8 protein-coding genes are annotated in these 10,408 nt (G+C 32.3%); 7 read left to right on the top strand and 1 reads right to left on the bottom strand.

The genetic code is table 11. The features are described from left to right. Window positions 1–1,360 precede the first annotated feature (1,360 nt). Complete coding sequence (locus HMPREF3134_RS05755) at window positions 1,361–2,212, bottom strand: polyprenyl-phosphate transporter PopT (RefSeq protein ID WP_070441425.1); 852 nt, start codon at window positions 2,210–2,212, stop codon at window positions 1,361–1,363. 359 nt (window positions 2,213–2,571) lie between these two features. Between HMPREF3134_RS05755 and sufC the strand changes: the two genes are divergently transcribed. The 7 genes from sufC (at window position 2,572) to HMPREF3134_RS05720 (ending at window position 10,387) form a co-directional block, all read left to right on the top strand. After that, on the top strand, window positions 2,572–3,333 hold the full coding sequence (gene sufC / locus HMPREF3134_RS05750; RefSeq protein ID WP_011276304.1) for a Fe-S cluster assembly ATPase SufC: 762 nt from the start codon (window positions 2,572–2,574) through the stop codon (window positions 3,331–3,333). A gap of 177 nt (window positions 3,334–3,510) precedes the next feature. After that, on the top strand, window positions 3,511–4,818 hold the full coding sequence (gene sufD, locus HMPREF3134_RS05745; protein ID WP_070441422.1) for a Fe-S cluster assembly protein SufD: 1,308 nt from the start codon (window positions 3,511–3,513) through the stop codon (window positions 4,816–4,818). Window positions 4,819–4,858: 40 nt separating this feature from the next. Continuing rightward, the gene (locus tag HMPREF3134_RS05740; RefSeq protein ID WP_176744130.1) at window positions 4,859–6,109 is read left to right on the top strand and encodes a cysteine desulfurase; all 1,251 of its coding nucleotides are present in this window, start codon (window positions 4,859–4,861) and stop codon (window positions 6,107–6,109) included. Next, entirely contained in the window at window positions 6,099–6,560 is a 462-nt protein-coding gene (gene sufU, locus HMPREF3134_RS05735) for a Fe-S cluster assembly sulfur transfer protein SufU (RefSeq protein ID WP_011276301.1), read from the top strand. Before HMPREF3134_RS05740 ends, sufU begins: the two co-directional genes overlap by 11 nt. Before the next feature lie 179 nt (window positions 6,561–6,739). Beyond that, window positions 6,740–8,137 (top strand): Fe-S cluster assembly protein SufB, encoded by a 1,398-nt coding sequence (gene sufB / locus HMPREF3134_RS05730; protein WP_070441419.1) that lies wholly within the window; start codon window positions 6,740–6,742, stop codon window positions 8,135–8,137. A gap of 201 nt (window positions 8,138–8,338) precedes the next feature. Continuing rightward, on the top strand, window positions 8,339–9,019 hold the full coding sequence (locus HMPREF3134_RS05725) for a hypothetical protein (protein ID WP_070441417.1): 681 nt from the start codon (window positions 8,339–8,341) through the stop codon (window positions 9,017–9,019). Between the two features lie 294 nt (window positions 9,020–9,313). Beyond that, on the top strand, window positions 9,314–10,387 hold the full coding sequence (locus tag HMPREF3134_RS05720; RefSeq protein WP_011276298.1) for an NAD(P)H-dependent flavin oxidoreductase: 1,074 nt from the start codon (window positions 9,314–9,316) through the stop codon (window positions 10,385–10,387). Window positions 10,388–10,408 lie beyond the last annotated feature (21 nt).

Raw genomic sequence — 10,408 nt, 5'->3', positions numbered from 1 at the left:
CTCAACGCACAATAAATTTTCTCGGCATAAATGCCGTGTTATAATTAAAATACTTTTTCTGGTTTTTCTCGTATTATTTTTCCACTTTTATCATCCAAAAAGTGAGTAAGAGCTACCTAAATTTTAAATGATGGCTCTTTTTTTATATTCTAATTTATTACAAATCAGAATACCTTTATTTTTAATTTTAAGACGGTATTTTGAAAAATTAGAGTTATTTATACATTTTTATACCCAAAAACTTATATTGGCTCTTAAAACGCAAATGAGAGCCAAATAAAGGTTCTGTTGCAAACTTGAAAATCATATAATATAGATACAAAGAAATGAAAAATAATAAAATCCAACCGAATAATCTGTTGATATAATAGTATATAATTTACTGCTTTTGCATAACTTTGTATATTAATTTAACTTTGCAACAGAACCTAAAATACCTTTTATGGAGGTGTCAGAATGAAAAAACCTTCTATTTTAGCGGGAATAATAATCTTATTACTTATGATTTGCAGTATAGTATTGAATTTAATCAATATTCCTAGTGAAGCCAATATCGTATACTCAATAACAGCCATTATAATTATTATCTTATTGTTCTTCATTATTCCTAAAAACAACAAATCATAGTATTGCTTTATTCATAATTTATTTTTAAAATGACTATGTCCTTATGGACAATAAATACACTATCTTTGGTTTTACATACTTTGTGTTTAACTAACTTTAATTAAACTCGCTCAGAGCCATTTCTTAAAAAAAGAAATGGCTCATTTTATTTTGTCTGAGATATTTTAAAATACAATCATTATTGAATTTGATATTGATACTAAAAGTAGGAGTCTTAAGAGTCTTTTGTTAAAAAAATTAAGACTCTTAAGAGTCTCGACGTCGACTGAAGCCTATGAAATCAACAAAAAAAGGAGTCTTCAGACAATTCAAAATGGTCTTGTAACAATTTTAAAGAGTCTGTAATAAAGTGTTATATTACACCTTTTATTCAAATACATAAGAATGCTTATAATCACCATTATGTAAAGGTTTTAGACCATTCATAGTGAACGATTGAGCATAATGAGTAAAAGGTAAATCTTTCAGCTATGCTGAATACCACTCAAGGTGGTACTAGATTTCCTTATGCTCATGTAAAATACTCTTTGAAAAGACTCCTCAGTTTGTAATACTTCAGTATTTTAGATCGTAATTAATTCATAATTGGTAAATTGAAGAGTAGAGTCCAGAAACTTTATGTCCCAGCCTCTTCAATTTAAAATGAATTTTAATTTAACAGAAAAACGGGCCCATTAGATTAACCTTATGGGTCCGTTTCATTATAAATATTTATATAATATTTTAAACTTAATTACACATTATCATCAGTAATTTGACCAATCCAATAACTAGCTGCAAATCCAATGATTAAAGTGATGATTGAAAGTGTCCACTCAATACCAGTTTGAGGAAGACCAGGGAATACAGCATATATGGAGCCGATAACGAATCCAGTTATTAATGCGAATGTGGTATAGAAATGATGATGTAAGAAGTATTTAATAATACGACTTGATAATAAAAACCCTGCTAACACACCTAATCCTACAACAATTAATAATGGTAGGCCATCGAAATTCAATTTAACTAAATCAGCAACGGCTAACATAATTGTTCCATAAGCACCAAATACTAGTAGCATAAACGATCCGGAAATACCAGGTAATAACATTGCGCTTGAAGCACACGCACCAGCTAAGAAATATTTAATAATAAGACCGAATGATAAATCTAGTGATGTATCAGCACTTTGATTACCTGAATTCATTAATGTAATTACTACTAAAATGATAATGCCTACTACCATAATGCTATAATGTTTTGCTTTAAACGTTTTATTAAATTTCACAGTTCTTAGTAAATAAGGGATGATACCAATAATTAAACCGGTAAAGAAGAACATTGTAATTACTTGGTGATGTTCTAATAAATAATTGATTAGATTACTTAATATACCGATAGCTAAAGCCATACCTATTAAAATAGGGAGTAAAAACTTTAAACTAGGCCAAAATCGTTTTGAGAATAAGCCACTAATTGAAGAAATGAATCCATCATATATGCCTAATAGTAAGGCAATGGTTCCTCCACTTATTCCAGGAACTAAATCGCTTGTTCCCATACCGAACCCTTTTAATATATTTATCCATTTAAAATTTTGCATGAACGTCTCCTTTCAATTAGATTAAATAGCATCATAACAGAATTTTGAAGAATTATAAAATATTCAGTTGGTAAAATTATAATTTTCATAAAAATCGTGCTAAATTAATAACATTTGTGTCGGAAATATTTCTATTGAGAACAATAAGCCTTTGATTATCAGTTGTGAGAAAAAATTGAGTATCAAATAAAAATTATTTTAGATAGATAATCACTATAATTTAGAGTTTTAATAAGTTTATATTAAGGGCTATTTACGTTATAATGAAGTGTATTAAAGTACACAAAGTCTTTTTGACTACAAATTAAAATTATTATAAACTAGTTAAGAAAACTTTATATTTTACGGAGGGAATATAAATGTCATCAACATTAGAAATTAAAGACCTACATGTGTCTATTGAAGATAAAGAAATTTTAAAAGGTGTTAATTTAACTATTAATACAGGTGAAATACATGCAATTATGGGACCAAATGGTACTGGTAAATCAACATTATCATCAGCGATTATGGGACATCCATCATACGAAGTAACTCAAGGTGAAGTGTTACTAGATGGCGTTAATATTTTAGAATTAGAAGTTGATGAAAGAGCAAAAGCTGGTCTGTTCTTAGCAATGCAATATCCATCAGAAATTACTGGTGTGACAAATGCTGACTTCATGCGTTCAGCTATTAACGCGAAACGTGAAGAAGGACAAGAAATCAACTTAATGCAATTTATCAAAAAATTAGATAAAGAAATGGATTTCTTAGACATCGATAAAGATATGGCACAACGTTACTTAAATGAAGGTTTCTCTGGCGGTGAGAAAAAACGTAACGAAATCTTACAATTAATGATGTTAGAACCAAAATTTGCCATCCTAGATGAAATCGACTCAGGTTTAGACATTGACGCATTAAAAGTTGTATCTAAAGGTATCAACGAAATGCGTGGCGAAGAATTTGGTGCTTTAATGATTACACACTATCAACGTTTATTAAACTACATCACACCAGACAAAGTACATGTTATGTACGGTGGTAAAGTAGTTAAATCAGGAGGCCCTGAACTAGCTAAACGTCTTGAAGAAGAAGGTTATGAATGGGTTAAAGAAGAATTCGGTGCTAAAGAATAATCTAGCAATCGTTTATTTTAAATGATGAAACTAGAAACATGGTGTTAATGTGAAACATTGCATTAATATCAACGATTAAATATGTGAGACTTAGAAATCGTATAAATTTAATCATTGAAGTATACGAAATATCTACAGTCGCTAAAATTTTTCATCAAGTAGGAGGAAAAGAGAGTTATGACAACTGAAATTTTAAACATTTCTGAGGAACAACTTGTTGATTATTCTAAAGCGCACAATGAACCTTCTTGGATGACTCAGTTACGTCAAAAAGCGTTGAAATTAACAGAAACTTTAGAAATGCCAAAACCAGATAAAACTAAATTAAGAAAATGGGACTTTGATTCATTTAAACAACATGAAGTTAAAGGTCAATCTTTCAATAATTTATCTGAGCTTCCAGAAGCTATAAAAAAAATTATAGACGTTGAAAACACTAAAAATTTAGTTGTTCAACATAATAATGCTTTAGCTTATACTCAAGTATCAGATCAAGCACAAAAAAATGGCGTGATAATTGAAGGGTTATCAGAAGCTTTAATTAATCACGGGGAGTTAGTTCAAAAATATTTAATGACAGATGCAGTGAGTGTTGATGAACATCGTTTAACTGCATTGCATACAGCTTTAATTAATGGTGGCGTGTTTGTTTATGTGCCTAAAAATGTAGTTGTTGAAGATCCAATTCAATATGTTGTGTTACATGATGATGATAATGCTAGTTTCTTTAACCACGTGATTATTGTTACTGAGGAAAGCGCTGAAGTAACGTATGTTGAGAACTATTTATCAACTGCAAGTGGTGAAGGTAATCAATTAAATATTGTTTCAGAAGTTATTGCCGGTGCTAATTCAAATATCACTTATGGCTCAGTTGACTATTTAGATAAAGGATTTACTGGTCATATCATTCGTCGTGGTACTACTGTTGCAGATGCATCAATCAATTGGGCATTAGGTCTAATGAATGAAGGTAATCAAATCATTGATAATACAACTAATTTAGTTGGTGATCGTTCAACAAGTGAACTTAAATCAGTTGTTGTCGGTACAGGTGACCAAAAAATCAACTTAACATCTAAAATTGTTCAATACGGTAAAGAAACTAATGGTTATATCTTAAAACACGGTGTTATGCGTGAAAATGCATCATCTGTATTTAATGGTATTGGATATATTAAACATGGTGGTACAAAATCTATCGCTAACCAAGAGTCACGTGTCTTAATGCTTTCTGAGAATGCAAGAGGCGATGCCAATCCAATCTTATTAATTGATGAAGATGATGTAGAAGCAGGACACGCAGCGTCTGTTGGCCGAGTTGACCCTGAGCAACTTTACTACTTAATGAGTCGTGGTATTTCTCAAAAAGAAGCTGAACGATTAGTAATTCATGGTTTCTTAGATCCTGTAGTACGTGAATTACCAATTAAAGACGTTAAACGTCAATTAAGAGAAGTAATTGAACTTAAAGTAAATAAATAAACATATAAATATAAAAGAGATTTTTAATATTAGAAAGGTCGTGAAAAAAGTGGCCGAAACTTCATTAAATGTTGAGGAAATCATCAAAGATTTTCCAATATTAGATCAAAAAGTTAATGGAAAAAGATTAGCATACCTGGATTCTACAGCTACCAGTCAAACACCTGTTCAAGTGTTGAACGTATTGGATGATTATTATAAACGTTATAATTCAAATGTACACCGTGGTGTTCATACACTTGGTTCACTCGCTACTGACGGATACGAAGGTGCTCGTGAGACTGTAAGACGTTTCATTAACGCTAAATACTTTGAAGAAGTCATCTTTACTAGAGGAACAACTGCAGCAATCAATATTGTTGCGCGCAGTTACGGAGATGCCAATGTTGAAGAAGGCGACGAAATAGTTGTTACTGAAATGGAACACCATGCCAATATTGTTCCATGGCAACAATTAGCTAAACGTAAAAATGCCTCATTAAAATTCATTCCAATGACAGATGAGGGTGAATTAAGGCTTGAGGATGTTAAAGCGACAATAAATGATAATACTAAAATTGTAGCAATAGCACATGTATCTAATGTGTTAGGTACAATTAATGATGTCAAAGAAATTGCTAAAGTTGCCCATGAGCATGGTGCAATTATTAGTGTCGATGGTGCACAATCAGCACCTCACATGAAAATAGACGTTCAAGATTTAGACGCTGATTTCTTCAGTTTCAGTGGTCATAAAATGTTAGGACCTACTGGCATCGGTGTGTTATATGGTAAACGTGATTTATTAAAAGAAATGGAACCAGTTGAATTTGGTGGAGATATGATCGACTTTGTAAGTAAATATGACGCTACATGGGCAGATTTACCTACTAAATTTGAAGCTGGTACACCTATTATCGCTCAAGCAATTGGCTTAGGTGAAGCCATTCGCTACATTGAGAAATTAGGCTTTGATGCTATTCATGAACATGAAAAAGCATTAACAGAATACGCCTATGAACAAATGTCATCTATTGAAGGACTTGAAATTTATGGTCCTCCAAAAGAACGTCGTGCCGGTGTTATCACATTTAATTTGGCTGATATCCATCCACATGATGTTGCTACAGCAGTAGATACAGAAGGTGTTGCTGTAAGAGCTGGACACCATTGTGCACAACCGTTAATGAAATGGTTGAATGTATCATCTACTGCACGTGCAAGTTTCTATGTATACAATACTAAAGAAGATGTAGATCAACTTGTTGAAGCATTGAAACAAACGAAGGAGTTTTTCTCTTATGAATTTTAATAATTTAGATCAACTTTATCGATCTGTAATTATGGATCATTATAAGAATCCTAGAAATAAAGGCGTTTTGGACAATGGCTCAATGACTGTAGACATGAACAATCCTACTTGTGGTGACCGTATTAGATTAACGTTTGATATTGAAAATGGCATTATTAATGATGCTAAATTCGAAGGAGAAGGTTGTTCTATTTCGATGTCTAGTGCATCTATGATGACTGAAGCTGTAAAAGGTCATTCTCTAGGTGAAGCAATGCAAATGAGTCAAGAATTTACTAAGATGATGCTTGGTGAAGACTATGAAATCACTGAAGAAATGGGAGATATTGAAGCACTACAAGGTGTATCTCAATTCCCAGCACGCATCAAGTGTGCAACATTAGCCTGGAAAGCACTTGAAAAAGGAACAGTTGAAAAGGAAGGTAAAGCAGAAGGTACGACAGAAGAGTAAACTTTAGTCGTATGTGAAACTTTATAGTGATGATAGATAGCAATTTCTAAAGTCCAACTTTAACTTTTTACACTTTTGACTTTTTATGAAGGTTGCATATTGTTACAATGGCAATAGACAATAATGAATATTAAAAATCTCACGCACGTCGTTTTAAATATATTTAAGGAGTGATTGAAATGGCTAAAAAAGCACCTGATGTTGGAGATTATAAATATGGTTTCCACGATGAGGATGTTTCCATTTTCAGATCAGAACGTGGTTTAACAGAAAATATCGTTAGAGAAATTTCAAAAATGAAGGAAGAGCCTGAATGGATGCTCGACTTCAGATTAAAAGCTTTAAAATTATTCTACAAAATTCCAATGCCTCAATGGGGTGGCGATTTATCAGAATTAAACTTTGATGACATCACATACTACGTTAAACCTTCAGAGCATACTCAACGTTCATGGGACGAGGTGCCTGAAGAAATTAAACGTACATTTGATAAATTAGGTATTCCAGAAGCTGAACAAAAATATTTAGCAGGTGTTTCTGCTCAATATGAATCAGAAGTTGTATATCATAATATGGAAAAAGAATTAGAAGAAAAAGGTATCATCTTTAAAGATACTGATAGTGCTTTACGTGAAAACGAAGACCTATTTAAAGAATACTTTGCTTCTGTAGTTCCAGCAGCTGATAACAAATTCGCAGCATTAAACTCAGCAGTATGGTCAGGTGGTTCATTCATCTATGTACCTAAGAATGTTAAATTAGATACACCATTACAAGCATACTTCCGTATTAACTCTGAGAACATGGGTCAATTCGAACGTACATTAATTATTGCTGATGAAGGTGCTTCAGTAAACTACGTTGAAGGTTGTACTGCACCTGTTTATACAACAAGTTCATTACACTCAGCAGTAGTTGAAATCATCGTTCATAAAGATGCACACGTACGTTATACTACAATTCAAAACTGGGCTAACAACGTTTATAACTTAGTTACAAAACGTACGTTTGTTCATGAGAATGGTAACATGGAATGGGTTGACGGCAACTTAGGTTCTAAGTTAACGATGAAATATCCAAACTGCGTTCTTTTAGGTGAAGGTGCGAAAGGTAGTACATTATCTATCGCCTTTGCTGGTAAAGGTCAAGTACAAGATGCTGGTGCTAAAATGATTCATAAAGCACCAAACACATCTTCAACAATCGTATCTAAATCTATTTCTAAAAATGGTGGTAAAGTTATCTATCGTGGTATCGTTCACTTCGGACGTAAAGCGAAAGGTGCACGTTCTAATATTGAATGTGATACTTTAATTTTAGATAACGAATCTACTTCAGATACTATTCCTTATAATGAAGTATTCAATGACAATATTTCATTAGAACATGAAGCGAAAGTTTCTAAAGTATCAGAAGAACAATTATTCTACTTAATGAGCCGTGGTATTTCAGAAGAAGAAGCGACAGAAATGATCGTTATGGGCTTCATTGAACCATTCACTAAAGAATTACCAATGGAATATGCAGTAGAAATGAACCGTTTAATTAAATTCGAAATGGAAGGCTCTATCGGTTAATTTAACCTATATCACCAACTTTTTCTTAATAACAATAACAAGTACCAAAGTGTTCCAACTAAGTGAATGCTTTGGTGCTTTTTTATCTCTAAATAGTTAACACTTATTTATATTAAATGTTTATTTTTATTATGATATAATTTTATATAATATTTAAAAGTAATTGATTTAACAAAATACATGTTGTGAGAGGACTTTACAATGTTTGACTTTTATGCGAAATGGTATTCGTTGATTATCATTATTGAATATCTTGCTATATTTTTAGGTTCAATTGGCTTAATCTTTATAGCAATGGTCAGTCTAAGACAAATACAAAAGAAAAAGAAGATTTGGTATTTAGGAATATTCTTAATTTATTCATCATTACTTGAATTGTTAATACATTTTACAGGGGAAGATATTCATACTTACAACTTGGTTTTTGTCGTAACACTTCTTCCTTTTTTATTGATGTGTTATTTATCGAGTCATTATTTGGTAAAACGGCCATTCAAAACAAAATTAGAATTTGTGAAAACTGGTCACGGTAAAACTAACAAAGTTACCAAGCAAGAAATGAAAGATATGAAAGACGAATTGCAATCGGCTAATATAATTGCATGGTCAGGTTCAATTGGAGCCGCTTTTCTAATAGTTGCTTGGTCAGCTAAAGTAAGATTTATACATAGTAAGGAATGGATGATGGCGCAAGAATTGACCAAAACTACTGATAATTTGTTAGGGTTTGGAGGCTTTATGTTTTTAATCTCAGCGTTTTTAATTGTCATTTATTTCATTGTTGACGTAGTGTTATGGAATAAAAGAGGTAAATTTCCCGGTCTAGTATTTCGACCAATGATTTTGTGTTTATGGCAATTTTTATTTTTGATTTCGATTTAAAAATTAATAATTAGATAAGTATCAAATTTAGAAACTTTCCTAATTTTAAATATCTTTTTGAAATACATAAATATGTGATGTCTGCATAATTAAATAATTATCTTTTTAACAAGTGCACTATTGTAAAATCATTATTTTATAAGCAAGGCTAACTTTACATAAGTTCAGTCCTTGCTTTTATTTTTTCAAAAATTAGCAAAGTTTACTGAAAATGGGAGTAGGGAATACTTTGAATAATTATTTAAGTGAAATAAGCATAGTAATTACCCTAAAATAAAGAAAAGGTGATTTTAAATGTGGTATAACAATCAACTAACGCAATCTTTAAATATTCAATATCCTATTATTCAAGCAGGTATGGCTGGTAGTACAACTGCGGAACTTGTTGCAACTGTAAGTAATAAAGGTGGTTTAGGCTGTATTGGAGCGGGCTACTTTACTACAAAAAAGTTAGAGCAAGAAATTCAAAAAGTGCAAGGATTAACATCACAACCATTTGGTGTGAATTTGTTTGTACCAAGTCATCAATCATACACTAATGAACAAGTCGAACATATGAATGCTTGGCTGAAACCCTATCGTAAGGCATTAAATCTTGAAGAGCCAGTAGTCAATATTTCTGAAGAACAACAATTTAAAAGTGCAATTCAAACTGTGATTAAATATAGAGTACCAGTATGTTGTTTCACCTTTGGTATCCCGTCAAAAGAAATCATTGAACAATTAAAAGGTGCTAAAATTACTTTAATTGGTACAGCTACTACTGTAGATGAGGCAATTGCAAATGAGCATGCAGGTATGGATATTGTAGTTGCTCAAGGCAGTGAAGCAGGTGGACATAGGGGGTCATTTTTAACAACCAACAATCAGCGTGAACCGCTCATAGGAACAATGAGTTTAATACCACAGATAGTTGATCATGTATCGATACCAGTTGTTGCTGCAGGTGGTGTTATGGATGGTCGTGGTATATTAGCTAGTCAGATACTAGGTGCACAAGGTGTACAAATGGGAACCGCTTTCTTAACTACTGAAGAAAGTGGCGCAAATCAATTAGTTAAACAAGCAGTGCTTCATAGTAAAGAGACTGATACAATAGTCACTGACGTATTTAGTGGTAAATCAGCACGCGGTATCAACAATGAATTTGTAGAGACGATGAAACAATACGAAGGGAACATACCGCCATATCCTGTACAAAATCAACTAACTAATTCTATTAGAAAGACAGCCGCTTCCACAGGGCATCGTGAATGGACGCATATGTGGAGTGGTCAATCGCCACGTTTAGCTACGTCACAACATGTCAATCAATTGATGGATCGACTTGTTGAACAAGTAAAAACATTATTAACGGTTGTTCGATGATTTTTAGAAAAATAGAGTGTG

Origin of the sequence: Staphylococcus sp. HMSC14D10, from assembly GCF_001808125.1 — a bacterium.
Taxonomy (GTDB): domain Bacteria; phylum Bacillota; class Bacilli; order Staphylococcales; family Staphylococcaceae; genus Staphylococcus; species Staphylococcus haemolyticus.
This window is presented reverse-complemented; position numbering and strand designations above follow the sequence as displayed.

Excerpts from the sequence above, each read along its gene's own strand:
- HMPREF3134_RS05755 (WP_070441425.1), bottom strand. The coding sequence starts at position 2,212 with ATGCAAAATTTTAAATGGATAAATATATTAAAAGGGTTCGGTATGGGA.
- sufC (WP_011276304.1), top strand. The coding sequence starts at position 2,572 with ATGTCATCAACATTAGAAATTAAAGACCTACATGTGTCTATTGAAGAT.
- sufD (WP_070441422.1), top strand. The coding sequence starts at position 3,511 with ATGACAACTGAAATTTTAAACATTTCTGAGGAACAACTTGTTGATTAT.
- sufU (WP_011276301.1), top strand. The coding sequence starts at position 6,099 with ATGAATTTTAATAATTTAGATCAACTTTATCGATCTGTAATTATGGAT.
- sufB (WP_070441419.1), top strand. The coding sequence starts at position 6,740 with ATGGCTAAAAAAGCACCTGATGTTGGAGATTATAAATATGGTTTCCAC.
- HMPREF3134_RS05725 (WP_070441417.1), top strand. The coding sequence starts at position 8,339 with ATGTTTGACTTTTATGCGAAATGGTATTCGTTGATTATCATTATTGAA.
- HMPREF3134_RS05720 (WP_011276298.1), top strand. The coding sequence starts at position 9,314 with ATGTGGTATAACAATCAACTAACGCAATCTTTAAATATTCAATATCCT.